The sequence below is a fragment of the Paenibacillus woosongensis genome, from assembly GCF_009725165.1.
Taxonomy (GTDB): Bacteria; Bacillota; Bacilli; order Paenibacillales; family Paenibacillaceae; genus Fontibacillus; species Fontibacillus woosongensis.
Genome location: NZ_WNZW01000016.1, coordinates 84,395 through 104,464 on the forward strand (window position 1 = coordinate 84,395; position 20,070 = coordinate 104,464).

The window sequence follows — 20,070 nt, forward strand, 5'->3', positions numbered from 1 at the left end:
TGAAGTAGACGAGTCGGGATAAAAATATGGGATTTGCGATGCAAATCCAACTGACGAAAATATAGAAAAAATGCTCATGTTCGGCGCATGAGCATTTTTCAATTGATGGACTTGAACGCATCCATTTTAATGAGCAAAATGTTCCTGCCATTCATTCAAGCCCTCATCCATTCGAAAAGCTTTGAATCCTCTAGCCTGTAATTTTTGTGCAGCGATGGCGGAATACACACAGAGTGGGCCTCTGCAATAAGCAATGATTTCAGCGTCCTTAGGTAATTCACGTATATAATATTCAAGTTCTTCCATGGGAACGGAGATAGCGCCCTTTATATGGCTGATTTCAAACTCTTCTTTTGGACGTAAATCTAAGAGAAGGATAGACTCTGAGTTTAATTTCTCCATCACTTCATCCATCGTTAGTGTTTGGATGTTATCCAGGTTATGCAAAAAGTCGTGTTTAAGTTTTGAGATATCTGGAAGTTGTTTTTCGCTAATCCTCCACAACGAATTAAGTAAGTCAACAATAGAGGGATCAGCCAATGAATAGATGGCGCTGGTGCCTTTCTTTGTGAATTTAACAAGCTTGGCATCTAGTAATACCTGCAAATGACGAGAAACATTTGCAAAATTCATACCCGAGGATGAGGTTAACTTTTCGACCGTTTTTGGTCCCTGGGACAATAAGGTCAGAATTTCCAAACGCTTATCGCTAGACAGGCTTTTTCCGATTCTCGATAATTGTTTGTAGAGCTCTTCTTTTAAGAGTTTCGCGGAATCCAGCATAGGATCAGTCATCGTGATTTTCCCTCAATTCTTGAAATACTTAATAAATACTGCACTATCATTCGGTGTGCCCTTTAAATACTGTAAATTCATGCTATAGGAAAGACTTCCTTTCCTTGTATAGTGTACATCAAGTTATTCAATTATTCAATTGAGCAAAAATTTGAAAGTAATATTGTTTCAGTGTATGTAATGGAAACTCGTTGTGAAAGCAAGATATATAGTGAATGCTATTCTCAAAACACGGTTTCATGCTGTGGTGAATATGTCAATGAGTTGTAGGATACTTGACTGATTATTATTTCAGTACTATAATTCAATTACTCGATTGAATTATTGAATTAATGGACTTCTATTGATCAGATTTAAACAAACTGAAGGCGAAGTCATTATGCAAAAGACTTATCTTCAAATCACGAGAACTTATAGTTCGTGATGAAGATGTACAAGTTTTGCACAGTTTCAATAATGAGTCTGAGGCAATCTACTCGGCATATTAAAGGAGGTACTTAAGTGGGAGCAGTAGCACTAACAAAAGAAACGTTTCAAAGTACGATTCAGTCGGGGGTAAGTTTGGTTGATTTTTGGGCTCCTTGGTGTGGGCCATGTCAAGTCCAGCTTCCGATTGTTCATGAATTAGCTGATGAAATTAATGATCAGGCGACGATCGCAACAGTGAACGTCGATGAACAAGGGGAGCTGGCTTCGCAATTTGGTATCCGCAGTATTCCAGCTTTGCTGCTGTTTAAAGATGGTAAGTTAGTAGAACAAATGGTGGGGATCAATCATAAACCTATACTCAAAAGAAAAATCCTGAGTCAAGTAACTTCATAATGTCTGTGGTAACTGGCAATACAGTACGAGAGTGTTGCTGATTTTCTTTCTCATAGAGTTTAACCTTACGAAGAGGTTCAAAATGGGAGTCAATCACAAGATTGGCTCTCTTTTTATTTTGTAGTTCTCTTGCTCCTGTTATTCACCCATAGGAAATGTCTTTGATGTGGTATACCAGCCCATTAGATTGACTTGACGTATTAATAATTCGGCAATATGATTCAATAGAAAAAATGTTGAGGCTAAATCTTTAGAAACGAATGAATATCTATAGGCAAGTTTTGAGAGTCATATCCTGAATAGAATTCTATAGAAAAGAGAGAATATACATGCTGGATAATATTTCCGATATTAGTAACAAGGCACAGAGTCTACCGCCTTCTATTATGGAATACGTGAATGAATCGAAGAAACAGCGTCAGCTACATGCCAAAACGTTAAAGATTGTTATTTTATCACAAATACTTGCTGGAGCGGGCTTGGCGGCAGGGGTCACCGTAGGTGCGTTGCTTGCTCAAGATATGCTGGGCACAGATCGGTATGCCGGAGTTCCTTCAGGACTTATTACGCTGGGTTCGGCAGCAGCCGCTTATGGAGTGGGCCGACTTTCTCAACGATGGGGACGCAGGCCTGGTTTGGCTATAGGATTTATGACAGGCGGTCTGGGCGCTATTGGCGTCGTGCTTTCTGTGTTATTCAACAGTGTACCTCTACTTTTCCTCTCTATGTTGCTTTATGGGGCAGGCACGGCAACCAATTTGCAAGCAAGATATGCGGGAACGGATTTGGCATTGCCAACACATCGGGCAAAAGCGATAAGTATGGCTATGGTTTTCACAACACTTGGCGCTGTTGCCGGTCCGAATCTGGTCACGTTGACTGGCAAGTTCGCTGCGTCCTTTGGCGCTCCGCCATTGTCAGGACCTTTTATGCTGGCAGCCGTGGCGTATCTGATTGCCGGGCTGGTGCTGTTTGTTTTCCTGCGACCTGATCCGTTCCTTGTCGCTAGGGCCGTAGCTGAAAAGCAAAGAATCGAATCCATAACGAAAGATGCGGAACGATCTCGAACACACGAAAATGTCGCCAATAAAAAGGGGATAATCATTGGCGCAACGGTTATGGTTCTTACACAGATTGTGATGGTTGCGATTATGACAATGACTCCCGTTCACATGCAACATCATGGACACGGTTTGGGTGCAGTTGGTATTGTCATCGGCATTCATGTTGCCGCGATGTATCTACCTTCCCTGATCACAGGTGTTCTCGTTGATAAATTCGGACATATCGCCATGTCTTACGCTGCTGGATTTACGTTGTTGTTGTCAGGTTTGCTGGCAGCATTTGGACCTGGCGATTCTATGGTCATGCTTATTCTGGCCCTTGCACTCCTTGGATTGGGTTGGAATTTTGGTTTGATTAGCGGGACGGCAGCAATTGTTCATGCAACACCTTTACAGATTCGGGCGAAAACCCAAGGCACGATTGATGTTTTGATCGCATTAGGCGGAGCTTCTGGCGGCGCGTTATCGGGTATGGTTGTAGAGCAATCCAGCTACACAACCCTTTCCTTAGCTGGAGCTTTTCTGTCTTTGCTTTTGATTCCAGTTGTCCTTTGGGTTCGTAAGAAGAAAAGTTAAGCAAGATTGAATATGAAAAAACATGAATCAGTAGTAATTGTCGGTGGAGGTTTAAGCGGCCTGCGGACAGCTTCTTTGCTTTCCGCTAAAGGGATTCCATGCCGTGTGCTCGAGGCCCGGGATCGTATTGGCGGGAGAGTTTTAAGTCAAGAGGTTATTGGCAGACCTGATCTCGGAAAGTTTGATTTGGGTCCAACGTGGTTCTGGCCGCGTTATGAGCATGCCATTACCGGACTTGTTCATGAGCTTGGTTTAAAGACATTCCTGCAATATCAAACGGGACTTATGGTTACAGAGCGATCACATAAGGAGCCTCCGCAGCAATATGCGCTGCCAGAGGGAGCGATGGAAGGCGCCGTCAGGTTTGCGGGAGGAGTTCAGGCTCTCGTTGATGCCATAGCGGCTACTCTGCCTGAAGGAATCATTCAACTGAATACGAGAGTGAGCTCGGTTAGCGAGAATGGCGACGGCAATCTTGTCATTGAGGTTGATGGGGGAAAGGAAGAAATCAGGGCAAGGGCGGTCATTATAACGGTGCCGCCGCGGCTCGCAGCACGAAACATTATTTTCAGGCCCGAGCTAGCTCCTGATCTGATGATAAGTTTGTTGAACAAGCCTACATGGATGGCATCCCATGCGAAAGTGATTGCGGTCTATAAACGCCCATTTTGGCGGGAACAGGGACTTTCAGGTTTCGCAACAAGCTGGGCAGGACCGCTGCAGGAAATCCATGATGCATCACCTGTTACCGGCGTGGGGGGACTGTTTGGTTTTTTTGGCATATCGGCGAAGAGGCGTGAAGAGTTAGGAGAGGAAAGAATAATGAAGCTTGTCAAAGAGCAATTAATTCGACTCTTTGGGCCGCTTGCGGGACATACGCTTGCTCTTCTCTATAAGGATTGGTCGAACGATCCGGCAACAGCTGTAACTGAAGATCCCAATTATGGCCCTCCAGTAGGTATGCAGAGCTGGGATAAAAAGATCTTTTTTGCGGGTACGGAAACCGCTCCGACACAAGGCGGACATCTGGAAGGTGCGTTACGATCTGCAGAACGAGCGGTATCTGAACTTATGGATCACTTCCAAGCGAATGAATCACATCTTTAGCTTCAGCATTTGAGCAACTATAGAAACGTAGGCTTAAAATAGTCCCCACCTGTGCAGCAGATGGGGACTTTAAGCTTACTTTATTTTTTCGCATATCCTTGCTTGTTCAAATAGTTCATCATTTGAGGGAGAATACTTCTCTGGAGATGATCTTGGATATGGTCACTCCATCCTTTTACTCTTTTCACTGTGAAGGGAGCCATAACCGGACGGCTCTCATAATACTTCAACATGGCTTCATCATAGATGGCTAATTTCTCTTGATCCAGTGGTTGATACTGATTTTCTAGCATGACCATGGATTGAGGCAGCCGCGGCTTAAGTTCAGGTTTTTCTTCTGCCGGGGTACCGAGGCATAATCCCACCAAAGGTATCACATACTTCGGTAATTTCAATAGGTCAGATAATTCGTTAATATTAGCTCTGACAGCTCCGATAAATACACCACCAAGTCCCATGGATTCGGCTGCTGTTAAAGCATTTTGTGCCATCAGTCCAGCATCGAACGTACCAACCAATAGAAATTCAATATATTCAATATCCACCTTTGGGGCAATTTGATGATTACGGTTGAAATCTGCACAAAAAATCCAAAACTCTGGTGCTTCTTCAATATAGGGTTGATCCATACTGAGCTGCATCGCTTTTTTTCGAAGATCAGGATTTGTGATTCGAATAATCGAAACAGCTTGAAGAAGACTGGATGATGAAGTTTGACTGGCTGCTTTATAGATTGCTTCTCGCTGTTCTTCTGTCAAGGGTTTATTGGTAAAAGATCGCACAGATACATGATTATGAAGCAATGAAATGGTTTCATTCATGTAATTCATCTCCACATTTATTTGATATAATAACTCCGTAAGACTGCTTTAACTAAATATTGGCCAATGAAGTTCTGTCCCGGTGACATTGACACTATCATAAAATTTTTCGTTGGATTCGCAAAGAGGGCAATATAAATGAACATAGTACAACTTTTTGTACCTTTAGGGGGGATATCAATGAGGGTCAGTTCCTCCACGGGTAGAGTATTCGCTTACAGACAAGGGGAAAAAATTACTGCCGATTCTTGAGAAGATGGAAGACTTCGGAAGAGAATACGGCTAATTAGTGATGTACCTTTATAGGCGGGGAATCCTGAAATAACAAAACATAAGAAATAAAAAATGGAAAGGGAACAGGGTTGTTTTATTCAGGGAGTAGTATCTATATAATTACGTAAAATAATAATTTGACGAATAAATAATAATTAAGTATATTGGAATCATGGAGGTTTGCACATTTATGGATAAACAAATGAAAATGCACTATATGCAACGAATTGATGAAAAACTGTCGGATTTACCTTGGTATGTTACAGAATTTATCGATAGTAAAAAACGCAAATTATCTCCAACGACACTTCTTAATTATTGCCATGATTACATTATATTTTTTGATTGGCTGATTGCTGAGAATCTAACTTCATCAAGTCGAAAAGAAATAAACTTAGAAACTCTAGAGCGATTAACCGTTCGTGAAGTGGAAAATTTTTTGTCGTTCCTGGATTATCAGCTTGGAAACAAGAAACTTACGATAAATCGCAAATTGTCCTCGTTAAAATCTTTGTTTGATTACCTTCAGAATAAGGCTGAAACAAGCGATCTGAGGCCTTATCTTCAACGAAATGTGATGGCCAAAGTAGACTTAAATGCCGTCAAAGAAAGCCAAGAAACCATTGCAAACCGAATTGAAGGAAAAATCCTTAGAGAAGATGATTTTGAATCATTTAGGCAATTTGTAGCTTATGATTTCGGCGAACTACATAAAGATAATAAGCGGATCTTTACGTTTCATCAATTCAATCGGGAGCGTGACACAGCTATTGTTTCGCTGATTTTGGGTTCAGGGCTTAGATTGTCCGAGGTTGCAGGCATTAATATTGATGACTTAGATATGAATAAAGCTTTAGTACGAGTGGTACGAAAAGGTGATAAAGAACAATATGTTTACTTCAGTAAGCAGGCTTTATTGGATATAGAAAATTATCTGCAGATCAGAGAAGCAAGATATGTACCAGATAAACACGAGAACTATTTATTTATTGCAGCTCCTGTAGGTCGTAAAGGAAAAAGCCGGCGTTTGACACAACGCTCAATTGAAAAGCTGGTTGAAAAATATGCAACTGCTTTTGGGAAACCCTCTTTAACAGTGCATTCGCTTAGACACTCATTTGCAACGCGATATCATTTAGAAAATAATGATGTGCCAAGATTGAAGAATCAATTAGGGCATTCATCTATTCAAACAACGATGATATACACACACTTAACAGATGAAGAGATGCGTAATGCTGTAAATAATATGGATCGATAAACCCGCGTAGCAACGCGGGTTTTCTTTGACATTTTCACAAAATCCGTATTTTGTACATATGTCTATAAAGGAGCATGCAGTGTGTCAAACTACGACAACATTATTTCACATGGTTTGTGTCACAAACGAATGATTTATTTAGCTCTACTCTTTTATCATTAAATAACAAACTGAACCCACTGATTTATTTAATCAGTGGGTTTAACGAACAAATATATTTAGCTCTACTCTTTTACCATTTCGAATATAAAGCTAAACCCACTGATTTATTTTTAATTTAATCAGTGGGTTTTTAAATTTGTTTTAAGCGGCCGAAAATATCAGTGTTTGAGCAATACAGTTTCCACTTCTTCGATAGTACCAAGATTTCAAATGATCCCCACTCAGATTACTCAGAAGATTTTCATGAAATCTGTTATACTTGAAAACTCATAATCTGGTTTAATCGTAAATGCACTTCCGTGTGAATTAATAAGCCAGTTAACCCCAGCTGTTTCCACATCTGCTCTTTTTCCAGCCTCAATATCTGCATTACTATCTCCAACATAGAGTGTATTTTGGGGAGAAATTCCGAGTACTTTTAATGCTTTATTAATACCTTCTGGGTGCGGTTTTGGGTTAACTACATCATCACCACTAATAGCTACTTTATAAAATTCACTTAAGAATAGGTGCTTAAGTGATATTTCTAAACTTTTTCTAGCCTTGCCTGTTACAATACCAATTGAGATTTTTCTCTTCCTTAGGTGTTCAATCATATAAATTATTTCCTCATTCATCCTTACTAAATTACAATGCTCTCTTTCGTAACAAGAATAATAATCTTCTATTGCTTCCGTCATTTTTTCTTTATTCTGCAAATTTTGTTCAATGATACCAGTCTCCGATGGGCCAAACATTTCGATCATCTCTTTTTTAGACAAAGTTCTGCCATCGTATTTCTTAAAGATTGTTTGAAATGAATAGAAACATACAGGCAGTGTATCTGCAAGTGTTCCATCAAAATCGAATAAAACTGCTTTGTATTTCAAGTGTACACCCTCTTTTTATTCCATTAGCTTAATGAAGAAAAATATTTAGAGCGAAGCATAATACTAACTGAAATCAAAAAGAGTCAAAATCTCTTCTGGACTCTCGAACTTATACTTCGCTGGAATAGAATCAGGTTGATTGCATCCCCACAATGCTAATCCAAAGTCTATTCCAGCGTCTCTAGCACATTCGTAATCATAAATGGTATCACCGATGTATATAGATGTGTCAGCTTTTACACCAGATAGTTCAAGAAATTTAAGTAATGGCTCCGGATGAGGTTTGTGTAGCTCTGTATCTTCTGCAGATATAACAAAAGGAAGAAAATGAGAGAGTCCAAATGGGACGAAGTCATCTTGAAACTCTTTTTTTGTCTTAGAAGTTACAACCCCTGTTACAATCGATTGCTCCCTAAGGTTAGTAAACACTTGTTGAAAACCCTCATATACATGAATGGTATGCCGGTAATCACTCATAAGATCATTCCAGCATTTATTCGCATGTTCAATATCTTCAATACCTAGTTGCCCCAAGGATACTGTTCCCGGGATTCCGAGCACAAATGCGAGTTCATGCTGCTCCATTTTCCGATCATAATTTTTCTCCAGCAATTTCTGTAAGGATCCCAACACCGCTTGTTCAGTATTTATTATTGTGCCATCAATATCAAAAATAACGGTACTGTACATAATTTCATCCTCCTAGCATTTATAAAAAAGCTCCCTTAATGAATGCTAAAGGATGAAATCCTTTTCAGGTCAACAGTTATATTGATTGCCGTACAATGATATGATAAGGAATTTTCACCTTATTTTGAGAGTTTTCAATTACAAGATCAAAAGCCTGTTCACCGACTTTAACCAATTTATGATCAACTGTAGATAGGCCTAAACCAATTCCAACAGGTTGATTCTCTTGGCCAATAATCGCTAGATCATCCGGTACTTTCAATTGTATGCTCCTTGCATACTGATAAAAGCCCGTTGCAACTTCATCACCGTTCGCGTAAACAGCCGTGGGTCTAACCTCCATATTAAGCAGTTGTTGAGCCACTCTTAACCCATCATCAATGCTGTGACAATCACTGATATGATATCCTGCAGGCAGATCACCAAAAATTTTTTTATACGCTTTAATTATCAGCGATGTACTAGTGCTCTCTTCTCCTCTTGCTGTTGTAAAAGCGACCTGTGAATGACCTTTATCCTTTAACAGTTGAAACGTATCTAAAAAAGATGCATATCGATCCACATAGGCGCAGCCAATCTCATGATGGTCCGTAAACTCGCACGCAACAATTGTTCCATATTTGGTATATGGTATTATCGTCTCCCAAGTGTTCGAGCGCGATGTAATAACGATTCCATCCAGTTGTTTATTCTTCAACATATTTAAGTAACTAAGCTCTATTTGAGGGTCATATTTCGTAGGAAGAACCATCACAGAATACTCATATTCAACCGATCGATTAAGTACGCCATGCAGCAGCTGATCAAATGCTTGATTGTTGTTGTAAGGCATGACTACACCGATACTCCTTGTCACCTTACGGATTAAATTTACTGCTAAGCGATTTGGTGTGTAATCCAATTCATCAATCACATCTTGCACTGCTTTCCGCTTAGACTCAGATACGTAAGGATGATTATTTAGCACCCTTGATACTGTTGATACCGACACACCCGCACGCTTTGCTATATCAATAATATTTGCCATTACCACTTTCTCCTATATCATTTTAGTTTTCGAAGTGATATTCGCTTTTCATGCAAAGAAAAAATCATTGACTGAGTTCATCGTCTTAGGTAAAGTATAAGCTTTTTTACCTCAGAATTAAAAAAAATCAATCTCATTATAATTATTCTGACAGGTAGCTTAATAAAATGGTATTAGATACTTATCTAATCGGTAATCGGCTGATGTTCTTGTCCCTCGACAATTATTGTTCCCTGTTACTTGAATTCTTGAATTTTCGATCTGCATGGTCGAATACAAGCCATACCCTAATACAAGAATGCACAAAACGACTGGTCCCTAGATTTGGATTTAAAATGAGTTCGGTACTTTACCGAACTCATTTTGAGAAAGCTGCCTGATGAAATAACCGTAGCAATACCTCAACCTTCTTTCTCAGTTCCAATCCTTTCTCTGTTCAGCTAGGTACCCCGCACAAGCCACCTAACCCGGTTTGCTATTTTCCCGCCACAAATCCGCCGTCTACCGGCAAAGCGACGCCTGTTACATATTTAGCCATGTCAGAGCACAGCTACACCGCCGCATTTCCTTGATCTTGGGGTTCAGAGATTCGTCCGAGCGGGATTCGCGCCTGCATCGCAGCCGCTTGTTCTGGAGCTCAAAAAACAGTTGAACGAGCGGCGTCCTGACCGGACTCTTCATTGAAATCCTACACCATCACCCTGGCTCCTTCTCTTGCAAAAGCCAAAGCGCTTGCTCTCCCAATCCCAGAGCCTGCCCCGATAATCAAACCGGCTTTGTTCTGCATCAATCCCATTGTTATTCCCCCATTCAAAACATAATGGTAAATGTCGATCCTTGTTCCGGCACACTCTCCACCGAAACTCGCCATCCATGCTTCTCCACAATAGATTTGACAATGGAAAGTCCCAGCCCGGCACCACCTTCCTTACGTGAACGTGACTTGTTCACTCGATGGAACGGATCAAAAATAGATTGCAGTTCACTGGCTGGAATTCCGCGGCCGGTATCGTAAATGACAATCTTGCCGCCCCTATCTTCCGCAAACGTCTTGATCCAGATCCTGCCGCCGTCCTTATTATATTTGGCCGCATTCTCGACCAAGTTGAAGCATGCCCGATACAACAAGACCGGATTGGCCTGTACGGTTTGCAGCTCACAATGCAAGTCAACCTCCAATTGCTTCTCTTCGAACCGGAAGCGAAGTTCGCCGCATATCGTATCGAACATCTCCTTTAAGTTAACCGCGTCTATAGAGCCTTCGTCTTGCTCGTCATATAGCGTCAACAAGTCGTCTACGACGGCCATAAGCCGCTTCACGTTGCGTTCGACCGTGGTCAATGTCTCTTCGTAATCGGCCACCGTCGGCGCTTCTTCCAGACGAAGCACCTGTATGCCGGCGTTGATTGTGGCGAGCGGCGTCTTGAGTTCGTGGGCCGCATTCGCGGAGAATTGTTTTTGCCTGACGAACGATCTTTCGAGCCTATCTAGCATGACGTTAAAAGAATGCCCGAGCGCCCCGACCTCGTCTTTGCGTCCTTCTTCGGGAATCCTTTTCTTTAGATTGGCTTCAGTTATAGTAGCGATCGTTTTGCTTAAGCGATGGATGGGCAATAACGAACGCCCTGCTACAGTATAGACCATCACCATTCCGAGTATGGATACAGCTGCTAGGGTCGTTAGACCAACATGATCGAAATGTGCCTTGGCAGCTAATACGGTAGACCTGACCGTGTTAATAGGAACATCGCCTAGCTCAGCGCTCTGTGGCGCGTTCGGAGGAAGCAACACTTCGGCTGCCGTCAATTCGTAAAATAAAGTATAAGCATTATAAAATGCGGCACCCGTTAAAATAATAGAGCAGAGGACCAGAATGCCGCCGGCCAGGAGCGTAATCCTAATGCGTAATGAAAGCTTGTTCGCAATCTTCATCCCGACGTTTCCTCGACCTTATAGCCGACACCGCGAATATTTTGAATAAGATCAGGAGGGCAACCGGCTTCCACAAGCTTCTTCTTTATAGAATGAATATGGTATTTCAAGCTATCCGGATAGAGAGCAGCATCGCTATCCCATACATGGTTTAGTAGCTGTTCAGTAGCGATAGCTTTGCCTTTGTGGTCGTCGACTGCGCTCCGGGCGGACAAAATGAGAATCTTTGTCCGATTGTCATTGAGTCTGATTTTTCCGAGGACCTCCAGCCCGTCTAGCTTGGGAATGTTCAGATCAAGAATGACGATATCGTACTCATTGACGCTGTAGTAATCCATTGCTTCTTCGCCGTCATAAGCTTTATCCACAGCATAGCCGTACTTGCGCAATCCGCGACTGACGATATCGGACAATTCTTCCTCATCCTCGACAAGTAAAATTTTCATTCCAAAACCTCCTTTATTGCACCGGCAAGGACAGAGAATTGTCGCTGGTCTTGCCGGTGCGCTTGTTCTGATCCGGGAGGGTAACGTAAGCGATTATCGGGTCTGTTGGACCTTCTTCATTATATCCGATACCTTCGGCAAATCCGGCATTGCCGGGGTCGGAATTGGGGCAGCCTTCGCCGCCCGGATATATTCATCAGCCCGGTACGGTAGAATGACCCCCGCTTTTTCGGCAGCCTCTGCCGCAGCTTTCACTTTGGCCACATAATCATCATGCGTCGGGTAGAGCTTTTTAAGTTGCTCAGCCGTGAACGTAATAGTAAAACCCCCAAGGCCGTACACAGGGCTGACCGCATACCGGGCAATCGGAACCTCCAGCTCTGGTAAGCGAACACCTCCCTTGGCGTTGCCGAATTCATCATAGGAATAATCCATTCCATTGCTGGCGATTTCGAGAGGCTTCATGCTCGGAGGTGCCTCCCCGCCGTTGATCCAATCATGAACATGAAGGATGGCCGCGTCGACGGTATACAGCCAGTTGACGTCGCTGGAGCGATACGGTGAATACGTGTCCAACGAGTTGGTCAGGCCGTCACGATCAGTCTTCTGCCGAATCAATTCCATCTGCCGGGTTGGTGCATGCGAGGCACCGGCGATCTCCCACGAGCGATAGAGATCCGTATCCGGTTGCCGCAACGGAACATAGAACAACCCTTCAGTCTGCGTGTTGATTTTCATCACCGGCGTCTTGAGGTCGTCACGCACTTTGGCCTTCACGACGCGACTATGTTTAGTTACGTCCGCATGTGCAAGTTCTCTTTCGAAGTCGGAAGCCGAACCGGCCTCGAGCATCGGCATTAGCGCATCGAATGTATGCTCGATGGGCTGAACGCCGTTCGCGTAAGCCAGCACTCGATTACCTGATTGCGAACCACCGATTGCAATTAATTTCTTGACCGGTAAGCCCCCCATCGGATCGACGTCACCTTTCCGATTCGGTCCGATTGCCCTGGCGGCTTGGGTAAAGATATCATAAGACACACCGTCATCGGGAATGGACAGGCTACCGTAACGATCGGGGTCCCACGCCTTCAATCCTTGGTTGTTGTCCTCGTAGCCTTCGACGCCAAGGGGCTGCGCTGACACGGAGACATAGGCGAATCCGTTTTGGTATAGCCCGTGCGGATCGGCAAAGGAAATCTCATATCCGTTACTGACGTTTGCCCACTCCATCAATACCGTCCCGTTAAATTTCGCCGGATCGATCGGTCTACGGACCAATATCCTGGTCTTATAAGGAGCCGTATCATCCGGCTTCAAATTCCACTTGCCGTCGGGCGTCAGGTTTCCAACCGGCTCATACCGCTGGGCTACGCCTTCAACAAAGTATTCCTCTTCTACATATCCGAGCTTCTTCATATCACCGAAATAAGCGCCGAACGGCTGCTTGTGTTCGCCCCCATTGATCGGCCCTGTTACGGTGAATCCGGATTCCGTCGTGGCTGTAGTCCCGTTGGCCGAAGCGACTCCCAATGAAGAAGCCGACGGAGAAGAGACGGACGAAGTAGAATCGTTTGAACCGGCACTTCCGCAAGCAGATAGCAGGGTCGTCAACACGAGCGCTTGTGTCACCACAAGGATAGTTCCGAACTTTTTCTGGCTAATTCTTCTCATCTTTATCATCCTCCATTTCTGTTCTCTTTATGCTGATGCATAGTGTCAACTGATGACAGGATGAGTATAACAAGCTGATGGTTGAGGAATCGTTAGTTTTTCACCCGGACTTATAATCAGTATTTCGCTGTCAAATACGACGAAGCCGCAAGAGCGGCTTCGTCGGTTGAAGTAACTGTTACATTTGTGTCAAAATCCTACAATGTGGTCCCTTTTGTGCATTTTTTAATGACACAATTTTGGCTACATAAAATAAAAAAAGCCTGATAAATCAGGCTTTTTAGCTTATTTTTAATGTATCCACTTTTGTGTCATTAGACAAAAAAGCTCCCGTTTAGTACAGAAGCTTTTATCTTATCTTATCTTATAGAAGTTTTTTCATGTTGGGAGTCCACGCCAACGCTACGCCTCTTCTCTGCTGTTTTCCAACCTCGTGCCGCTAACCCGCCTGCATCTAGTACATGAATGAGAAAGATCGCTTTTCTCACTCGGTCTGATTGACCAGGAGATAGGCTATCTTTTTAATGTGCCATCACGCCGGACATGTTCGTTCACTTCCGCCGCCAACATCAGCTACTTACTGAATGTCGAACCGATCTCTATTTTCATCCACCCATTCCGCAAACGACTTCAGCGCCACGCCATACTGCCTGGTTTCCTGCATATCGAAGCCGAATCCGGGGAATTCCTCCAACCACTCCATGAAATAAGTCGTGCCTTCCAGCATACCGCGATTTCGGGTTTCATCGCTGCCGACTGTTTCGAAAACCACTTTCTTATCAAGCACCCGGCTTAACGTATCGGCAATTGCCGACATGGACAGCTCGTCGCTTGCGACATTAATATCCTTGGCATGAAACTTCTGCGGATCTTCGAACGCCGCGCGTGCGAATTGGGCCGTATCCTCCCCCGAATTAAGCTTCAACGGCGTGTCTCTATGCATCGTGCCGAACAAGACGCCGTTTTTCAATTTCGGTGCCATAAAGGCTGAAAGGGGCTCCACGAAATTTTCCATAAACCAGCACGGGTGCAAGATCGTCCAATACCGGAAACCGCCGCCACGGATCAACTCTTCGATGTCGTATTTATTGTCCCATGTCCGAGCCAAATACTCGTATTTATCCCAGCGCGGAAAAAAATTGCTGCCGGCGACCGAGGTATGGACGACTTGTTCGATTCCGGCGTCCCTGGCGGCCTGGACCATGTTGGCGGCGTTCCGCGGCTCAATCGTCTGGTCGTATGGATCGGCGTACTGCACAGAAAAAATCGCCGCTACCTGGTGCATGGCTGGTCCGAGCGATGCCGGATCGGCTAAATCTCCCCGGCTCACTTCCGCACCTTCGGCAGCTAACGTTTGGGCGGCCTCGGATTCAGGATTGCGGGTCAGAATACGCACACGATGGCCGTGCCGTAACAACTCTCGGGCTACGTAGCCGCCTTGCGTACCGGTACCGCCTATCACCAATATCGTTCTTGTTTCCTTTTGCTCCATATCTGATCACTCCATTCGCTTCGAATAACCGAATTATATTACCGAGGTAATATAATGTCAACACCGAGGTAATGTATATTTTACACGTGGAAAACAAACTAAAAAACGCTCCCTCTATTGAGCGGAGCGTCCTGCCTGCCTCTTATCTCATTTGACGACCAACAAAATTTCAAATCGCTTTCTTGTTTCTTCCAGAATATCAAAGCTGCCGCCTGTCATGGCCCAATTCAGAATAACCCCGTTGGCCAGATTGCACATAGTGTCCAGCAGTTCCTCGGCGCTCGCCGGATTTTTGATTTGGCCCGCGTCTTTGGCCCGTTGAAGCAAAGCAGGAATAATGCTGCCGAGCAGCGCGGATTTGCTCTTATCGAGCGGAAGGATTTGATTTCGCAAGTGAACCCGATAATTTTCCTTCGTCATTTCGACGCCCGATCGGACAATGTGCTTCACGAATATTTCCATCGCTTTGATGGCCTGCTCGGCCAAATCGGTAACGGCAAGAATGTTCAACAAATCGTCGTTGGATACGAGGTTGTCAAACGAAAAAAATTCAGAAATCAATTCGTCCTTAGATTTGAAATGGTAGTAAAACGCGGTTTTGGTCACATTGATTTCTTGACAAATCTGATTGATCGTTACATTTTCGAATCCATATTGATTAAATAAATTTATGCTTGTAGTCAAAATAGCTTCTTTGGTTGCACCTCTGGCACTCATATTCGCGTCCAACCCCCTTGACCTATTATAAATCATTTATCAAGGAAAATGAATTATATTACTTCGGTAATAAAATTTAATATAACAGTATTGCCCGCTAGCTTAATAAGCTGAATTTCCTAACTCATAACATAACTACACAATCAGGAGTGGTCTATTGTATCCTCATGGGTCGGGTGGATCTGTAAAAAATCAGCCGTGTATAATGAAAATTCCATCGGGGTAGAGACATTTAGATGCTAACCCGAAAATTCGAATGAATCCTTGTTTCTGCAAGCTTTCTTAGCCCGTTCCGAACAACGTAACCTTTTTGCCTCGGAAGTATGTGAGGATCCGCCAGCTTATTTCATAGGAATCTTGAATTCTTCTTGTTCTTCGAGCAATCGTTTCAGCTTTTGGCGTTGACGTTTTTCTCGATGACGGCGCTCTTTGTCCTCAGCCTGAAGAGCTTTGAGCAGTGAGAAACACATCCCGATCAGGACAATTGCAAAAGGTAAGGCTGCTACAATGGAGGCAGTTTGAAGGCCGCTTAATCCGCCGCTAATCAGCAGAACTACAGCTATGGCGGATTGCAGAATTCCCCAGGTTAATTTCACTCTTGCGCTGGGATTGAGCTTGCCGTCTGAGGTCAGCATGCCCAGCACAAAGGTAGCCGAATCGGCAGAAGTGATAAAAAAGGTCATAATAAGGAGCGTAGCAATAAATGCTAATATGGTACCTAGGGGCAGCTGCTCTAGTGTGATAAAAAGAGCGGTAGTCGTATCTTCTTTAACTGCAATTGCCAACTGGGCAGCATTGAACAATTCCAGATGAAGGCCCGTACCGCCAAATACCGAAAACCAGATAAAAGCGAACAAACTCGGTATAATCATGACGCAAATGACAAATTCCTTAATCGTCCTTCCCCTGGATACCCTTGCAATAAAAGTTCCAACAAAGGGAGCCCATGCGATCCACCAGGCCCAATAGAATAACGTCCACGCTCCGACCCAGGTTCCCCTTGAAAAAGGAGTTAGCCTCAAACTCATATTGACTATGTTCTGCAGGTAGCTGCCCAACGTAGTCGTAAATATATCGAAAATAAAAGAGGTCGGACCTGTAGTCCATACGAATACCATTAAGAGGATTGCTATCACTAAGTTTGTATTGCTGAGAATTTTAATTCCTTTGTCCAAGCCTGTTGTGGCGGAGATGAGAAACAGTACGGTCACAACAACGATAATAACAATCTGAGATGCTGCCGTATTAGGAACCCCGAATAAATAACGCAATCCTCCGTTAATCTGAAGAGCCCCGAGTCCAAGCGAAGTAGCCACCCCAAAAATAGTGGCAATAACGGCTAAAATATCGATTACCTTTCCCAGCCAGCCGGCAGCCAGCCGTTTCCCCAATAAAGGGATAAAGGTTGAACTGATTAAGCCTTTATAACCTTTGCGAAACTGGAAGTAAGCAAGCGTCAATCCGATGATTGTATAAATAGCCCATGGATGCAGTCCCCAATGAAAAAAAGAATAACGCATGGAGATCCTCGCTGCTTCTGTCGTACCTCCCTCTACGCCCTCAGGCGGAGATAAATAGTGAGACAACGGTTCAGCGACTCCCCAGAATACAAGCCCAATTCCCATCCCTGCGCTAAATAGCATCGACAGCCAAGATAATGTGGAATATTCCGGTTCATCGTCGTCGTCTCCCAAACGGATGCTGCCAAACCTGCTGAATGCTAAATAAAAAGTGAAGATCAAGAAAAACAGAGTAGCCAGCAAATAAAACCAGCCGAAATTGTTGATGGAGAAATTGTATGCGACATTAGCGGTATTTGCCAACTGGTCAGGGGCTACTGCACCCCATATTGCAAAAATAGCCACAATGGTAATTGCAATTGTGAAAACCATAAATGAACCTCCATAATAATAAATACTTTGATTCGATTAGTGTGTGTTACTTAAATTTGAAGTATTCGGGAAATTAGGTCTCCCATAAAATCAAATTGACCTGTAGCGATATTAAACAGAGTTTTCAAATAGTAAACGCTCAGACATTTTGACTCAGCCTCTCTCTGTCTCAGCCTTATTAGACATGTGTCACATGTCGGAGACAATAACATGTACGTTTAAGGACAAGATGTTGTACCCTTTGCCGTAACTTGCCTTTTTCCCTCTTAGATCCTTTCATCATTCGTTTTAATAAAAATAAAACCCGTTGGATTTAATTATCCACGGGTTTTAAAAACTCAATTTTTTAACATATAGATCAATCGATTTTTGGAGTTGTATATTCTTATCATCTGCAATTAACAGACCGTTGTACAGCCCCTTCCTGTTCAAAGCGCTCATTTAGTCCGTACGTAGTTTTTCAAAAATCACGAACTTCGACCTGCTTTATAATCAGCCTTGTCATTCCTTTCTGAAGGAACCCGTTGTTTGGCCACCAGTTCAAATGTATCATGGCTGCAGCCCGTGCATCCTTCATTCTTTAACTGCTCAATGGTCGCAAACTCCTCGTTGATACCGACATACACATCTCTGGAGCATTGTTTGCAGCGGTAAGTACGCAGTGTTTGTTTCACCTCGCCTGTATACAAGGCATCCGTGAATTTCTCCATATATTCGGGTTTTGTCTGATCCGTTGTCCTCAGAATAAACATTTGGCTCCGGTTGGCAATCATTTCTGCTCCCTCGTAGGCGTTGAATTGCGGAAAATTAGCGTTGACCGTCAGCCCCATGCGGACAAATTCCCGCTGCATGGCAAGCATAAAGGCAGGCGATTTATGGGCAAAAGAGAGAAATATCGGCAGCCCCTTCTCCCTTTTCAAAGCTTGTATACCGCGTGATACGAAAAGACCCATTCCCTGAAGCGTATACGGAGGATCCGTAAAGAAACAATCAAACTGCTTGTGAAGGTTTTCCGGTAGTGGCTCCCTCAAATCAAGTCGGTGGCACGTAATTGGTAATCCCCACTCCTCCGCAATCGATTCAATATATTTTAGGAATCTTTCGTCAATATCCAGAACATCCACATGCGCAACGCTGTGCCCGATATCCGGAAACAACCGCTGTAGCAGCAAACCAATAGACACACTTACCAGGTCATCATCGCCTACGCATAAAATTTTCTTTCCGATCAACGCATGGTGCTTCAAACAAAGAATAGCTCGGCGTAAGCTCGTTTCGGGTGTGCATTTGGACTGATCGATCTGAACATCTACAGACGGCCGCTGTGATAATATTTCCTCCAGAATAGGTAACATATCTTTTAGACTTTCAATCCATCTTATCTCATTAAACAAATCGTGATAAAGGGATTGATCCAAGCCACGGAATCCCCATTCCTGCTCAATCCATGCAAGTCCGTCAGTTGTGCAGCGGACACCGCGATCCTGGACGAGCGCCCCTGCTTTAATAAATTCCCGTTTAATAGCCGCAGCGACAGGGGTCGGAAGCAGCGTTTTTCGTGCCAATTCTTTTGTTGAAATTCCCGGGTTCAAGTAACATTCGAGTAAGAGCTGCTTGATCACCTGTGTTCCTTCTTGCAGTAGAATATGCTCACTTACTTGTTCGATATACGTCTTCATACAAACCCTCCTATAAACTGTAATTTCACCATAATGAAAATAAAAAAGGGCAGGAATGAACATACGTCATCCCTGCCCTTTTTGGAATCTGCCTAAATAAACACCGCAAAAAAACAAAAAAATCCGAGCTGAAAACAGCACGGATTGTGGGTGCATAACAATAGGCAGCACTAAGGCCTTGATCATTATCCGTTGTTCTTAACTAATTCCGAAGTCCTCATGGTGTCCATAACGAAATAAACCTTGCTATTTCAGCAATTGGTTTTTGGGACTGTTGAAAACTTCAAGTATGGAATTTGGTTAGTTAAGAACTACCGCCGACATCAACATTTCTCCTTAGTAATGATTAATTTATATTACCACGCACAATTTGTTGTAGTCAAGCTGACCAGAGGGCTTTAAGTTCGCACTTGAATCCGATACATATGATAAATTCAAATTAAAGAACGTACGCGGGTAGCATGTGGTAATTAATGTTATTGATTGCATAACTGCTATCGTTTTAGTGGTATCGTCACCTACCATACCGGCTAGTTCTCCTGCTCTGCCAATAGAAGGTATATATAATAAGGAAGGGGACGAGTCCTATTAATAGCAAAAACGACTCCACCATGTAGAGTCGTTTTCATATTAGTTTATTAAACTGCTTGGCGACGTCCTACTCTCCCAGGACCCTGCGGTCCAAGTACCATCGGCGCTGGAGGGCTTAACGGTCGTGTTCGAGATGGGTACGTGTGGAACCCCTCCGCCATTGCCACCAAACGTGCTCAG

The 20,070-nt window shown here is 43.5% G+C and carries 16 protein-coding genes, 1 rRNA gene and 1 pseudogene; 5 read left to right on the forward strand and 13 right to left on the reverse strand.

All coding sequences use genetic code 11. From position 1 onward, the window contains the following. Positions 1 to 126 precede the first annotated feature (126 nt). Positions 127 to 795, reverse strand: coding sequence for an ArsR/SmtB family transcription factor (locus GNP95_RS23245; protein ID WP_155613218.1), 669 nt, complete (start codon positions 793 to 795; stop codon positions 127 to 129). A gap of 501 nt (positions 796 to 1,296) precedes the next feature. Between GNP95_RS23245 and trxA the strand changes: the two genes are divergently transcribed. The 3 genes from trxA (at position 1,297) to GNP95_RS23260 (ending at position 4,364) form a co-directional block, all read left to right on the forward strand. Then, positions 1,297 to 1,617: a thioredoxin gene (gene trxA, locus GNP95_RS23250; RefSeq protein ID WP_330163593.1), complete on the forward strand. Its 321-nt coding sequence runs from the start codon at positions 1,297 to 1,299 to the stop codon at positions 1,615 to 1,617. Between the two features lie 386 nt (positions 1,618 to 2,003). Next, entirely contained in the window at positions 2,004 to 3,257 is a 1,254-nt protein-coding gene (locus GNP95_RS23255) for an MFS transporter (protein ID WP_413773774.1), read from the forward strand. Positions 3,258 to 3,269: 12 nt separating this feature from the next. Continuing rightward, positions 3,270 to 4,364 carry a flavin monoamine oxidase family protein gene (locus GNP95_RS23260; protein ID WP_155613220.1) on the forward strand — a complete coding sequence of 365 codons (1,095 nt, stop codon included), beginning with the start codon at positions 3,270 to 3,272 and terminating at the stop codon, positions 4,362 to 4,364. 80 nt (positions 4,365 to 4,444) lie between these two features. Here GNP95_RS23260 and nfsA read toward each other — a convergent pair whose 3' ends face one another. Next, the gene (gene nfsA / locus GNP95_RS23265) at positions 4,445 to 5,185 is read right to left on the reverse strand and encodes an oxygen-insensitive NADPH nitroreductase (protein WP_155613221.1); all 741 of its coding nucleotides are present in this window, start codon (positions 5,183 to 5,185) and stop codon (positions 4,445 to 4,447) included. A gap of 190 nt (positions 5,186 to 5,375) precedes the next feature. Here nfsA and GNP95_RS23270 point away from each other — a divergent pair. Together GNP95_RS23270 and xerS are read left to right on the forward strand one after the other, a co-directional pair. Next, positions 5,376 to 5,471 (forward strand): annotated as a pseudogene (locus tag GNP95_RS23270) (winged helix-turn-helix transcriptional regulator); the annotation flags it as partial. 177 nt (positions 5,472 to 5,648) lie between these two features. Beyond that, on the forward strand, positions 5,649 to 6,719 hold the full coding sequence (xerS, locus tag GNP95_RS23275; RefSeq protein WP_155613222.1) for a tyrosine recombinase XerS: 1,071 nt from the start codon (positions 5,649 to 5,651) through the stop codon (positions 6,717 to 6,719). A gap of 392 nt (positions 6,720 to 7,111) precedes the next feature. Here the strand turns inward: xerS and GNP95_RS23280 are convergent, their stop codons facing one another. The 11 genes from GNP95_RS23280 to rrf form a co-directional block, all read right to left on the reverse strand. Then, positions 7,112 to 7,750 carry an HAD family hydrolase gene (locus GNP95_RS23280; protein WP_155613223.1) on the reverse strand — a complete coding sequence of 213 codons (639 nt, stop codon included), beginning with the start codon at positions 7,748 to 7,750 and terminating at the stop codon, positions 7,112 to 7,114. 63 nt (positions 7,751 to 7,813) lie between these two features. Then, entirely contained in the window at positions 7,814 to 8,440 is a 627-nt protein-coding gene (locus tag GNP95_RS23285; RefSeq protein WP_155613224.1) for an HAD family hydrolase, read from the reverse strand. 76 nt (positions 8,441 to 8,516) lie between these two features. Continuing rightward, on the reverse strand, positions 8,517 to 9,467 hold the full coding sequence (locus GNP95_RS23290; protein ID WP_155613225.1) for a LacI family DNA-binding transcriptional regulator: 951 nt from the start codon (positions 9,465 to 9,467) through the stop codon (positions 8,517 to 8,519). Positions 9,468 to 10,277: 810 nt separating this feature from the next. Next, the gene (locus GNP95_RS23300) at positions 10,278 to 11,399 is read right to left on the reverse strand and encodes a sensor histidine kinase (protein WP_155613226.1); all 1,122 of its coding nucleotides are present in this window, start codon (positions 11,397 to 11,399) and stop codon (positions 10,278 to 10,280) included. After that, a complete protein-coding gene (locus tag GNP95_RS23305; protein ID WP_155613227.1) occupies positions 11,396 to 11,845 on the reverse strand; it encodes a response regulator transcription factor in 450 nt (149 codons plus the stop codon). Before GNP95_RS23305 ends, GNP95_RS23300 begins: the two co-directional genes overlap by 4 nt. Positions 11,846 to 11,938: 93 nt before the next feature. Then, on the reverse strand, positions 11,939 to 13,519 hold the full coding sequence (locus tag GNP95_RS23310; protein WP_155613228.1) for an alpha/beta hydrolase domain-containing protein: 1,581 nt from the start codon (positions 13,517 to 13,519) through the stop codon (positions 11,939 to 11,941). A 577-nt stretch (positions 13,520 to 14,096) separates the two neighbouring features. After that, positions 14,097 to 15,011, reverse strand: coding sequence for an NmrA/HSCARG family protein (locus GNP95_RS23315; RefSeq protein WP_155613229.1), 915 nt, complete (start codon positions 15,009 to 15,011; stop codon positions 14,097 to 14,099). 147 nt (positions 15,012 to 15,158) lie between these two features. Further along, positions 15,159 to 15,728 (reverse strand): TetR/AcrR family transcriptional regulator, encoded by a 570-nt coding sequence (locus GNP95_RS23320; protein WP_196427299.1) that lies wholly within the window; start codon positions 15,726 to 15,728, stop codon positions 15,159 to 15,161. A gap of 341 nt (positions 15,729 to 16,069) precedes the next feature. Next, a complete protein-coding gene (locus tag GNP95_RS23325; RefSeq protein ID WP_155613231.1) occupies positions 16,070 to 17,620 on the reverse strand; it encodes a glycine betaine uptake BCCT transporter in 1,551 nt (516 codons plus the stop codon). A gap of 467 nt (positions 17,621 to 18,087) precedes the next feature. Continuing rightward, a complete protein-coding gene (locus tag GNP95_RS23330) occupies positions 18,088 to 19,299 on the reverse strand; it encodes a bis-aminopropyl spermidine synthase family protein (RefSeq protein ID WP_155613237.1) in 1,212 nt (403 codons plus the stop codon). Between the two features lie 645 nt (positions 19,300 to 19,944). Beyond that, positions 19,945 to 20,061, reverse strand: a 5S ribosomal RNA gene (gene rrf, locus GNP95_RS23335). Positions 20,062 to 20,070: the final 9 nt, after the last annotated feature.

Excerpts from the sequence above, each read along its gene's own strand:
- GNP95_RS23260 (WP_155613220.1), top strand. The coding sequence starts at position 3,270 with ATGAAAAAACATGAATCAGTAGTAATTGTCGGTGGAGGTTTAAGCGGC.
- GNP95_RS23330 (WP_155613237.1), bottom strand. The coding sequence starts at position 19,299 with ATGAAGACGTATATCGAACAAGTAAGTGAGCATATTCTACTGCAAGAA.
- GNP95_RS23325 (WP_155613231.1), bottom strand. The coding sequence starts at position 17,620 with ATGGTTTTCACAATTGCAATTACCATTGTGGCTATTTTTGCAATATGG.
- nfsA (WP_155613221.1), bottom strand. The coding sequence starts at position 5,185 with ATGAATGAAACCATTTCATTGCTTCATAATCATGTATCTGTGCGATCT.
- GNP95_RS23255 (WP_413773774.1), top strand. The coding sequence starts at position 2,004 with ATGGAATACGTGAATGAATCGAAGAAACAGCGTCAGCTACATGCCAAA.
- xerS (WP_155613222.1), top strand. The coding sequence starts at position 5,649 with ATGGATAAACAAATGAAAATGCACTATATGCAACGAATTGATGAAAAA.
- GNP95_RS23315 (WP_155613229.1), bottom strand. The coding sequence starts at position 15,011 with ATGGAGCAAAAGGAAACAAGAACGATATTGGTGATAGGCGGTACCGGT.
- GNP95_RS23285 (WP_155613224.1), bottom strand. The coding sequence starts at position 8,440 with ATGTACAGTACCGTTATTTTTGATATTGATGGCACAATAATAAATACT.
- GNP95_RS23245 (WP_155613218.1), bottom strand. The coding sequence starts at position 795 with ATGACTGATCCTATGCTGGATTCCGCGAAACTCTTAAAAGAAGAGCTC.
- GNP95_RS23310 (WP_155613228.1), bottom strand. The coding sequence starts at position 13,519 with ATGAGAAGAATTAGCCAGAAAAAGTTCGGAACTATCCTTGTGGTGACA.
- GNP95_RS23305 (WP_155613227.1), bottom strand. The coding sequence starts at position 11,845 with ATGAAAATTTTACTTGTCGAGGATGAGGAAGAATTGTCCGATATCGTC.
- GNP95_RS23290 (WP_155613225.1), bottom strand. The coding sequence starts at position 9,467 with ATGGCAAATATTATTGATATAGCAAAGCGTGCGGGTGTGTCGGTATCA.
- GNP95_RS23320 (WP_196427299.1), bottom strand. The coding sequence starts at position 15,728 with ATGAGTGCCAGAGGTGCAACCAAAGAAGCTATTTTGACTACAAGCATA.
- GNP95_RS23300 (WP_155613226.1), bottom strand. The coding sequence starts at position 11,399 with ATGAAGATTGCGAACAAGCTTTCATTACGCATTAGGATTACGCTCCTG.